The organism is Seonamhaeicola marinus (genome assembly GCF_008085455.1).
The window spans coordinates 1-553 of sequence record NZ_VSDQ01000901.1 but is presented as its reverse complement, the minus strand read 5'-3'; the positions used below and the strand labels follow the sequence as shown (position 1 = coordinate 553).

Sequence of the window (553 nt, the reverse complement as noted above, 5' to 3'; positions counted from 1 at the left end):
TAGAGTATCAATATTTATAGTATAGTCTAAAGGTGATTTTATATAGGCCAACTTAGTACCATAAAGTGAATGTTGTTCTAATAACACCTCGGTTTTTGTAATGTAAATAAGCCCATCTCTATGATAAGCTTTAGGCAAGTCCTGACGTCTAGAAATTATTGTTTTATCGCCTGTTGCTAACTCTATGTAACCTTCATTATTTTCTTTAAATGTCCAATGCGGATTATATTCATCTGGCACTTTTTGAACCGATACTAAAGCATCACAATCAGATTTCTCAAATTTTGCTATGGCTTTATCAATAAAAGCTCCCGTTTTAAACGGACTGGTTACTTGTAACAAACATACAGCATCAAAATGTATGTTTTGTGCTTTATAAAATTGTAAAGCATGCTGAATAACCCCTAAAGTTGGTGATGCATCTTCCGCTAAGTGTTTTGGCCTTACAAAAGGCACCTCTACGTTTAACTCTTTAGCTACATGAATAATGTCATCATCATCAGAACTTAAAATTAAATGAGCTAATTTTTTAGAGTTTTTAGCTGCTTCAACG

At 33.1% G+C, this 553-nt stretch carries 1 protein-coding gene; it reads right to left on the bottom strand.

Going from position 1 to position 553, the window contains the following annotated elements; translation table 11 throughout:
* The coding region (locus FUA24_RS24720) for an acylneuraminate cytidylyltransferase family protein (RefSeq protein ID WP_148546097.1) at nt 1–553 on the bottom strand (553 nt) is incomplete at both ends.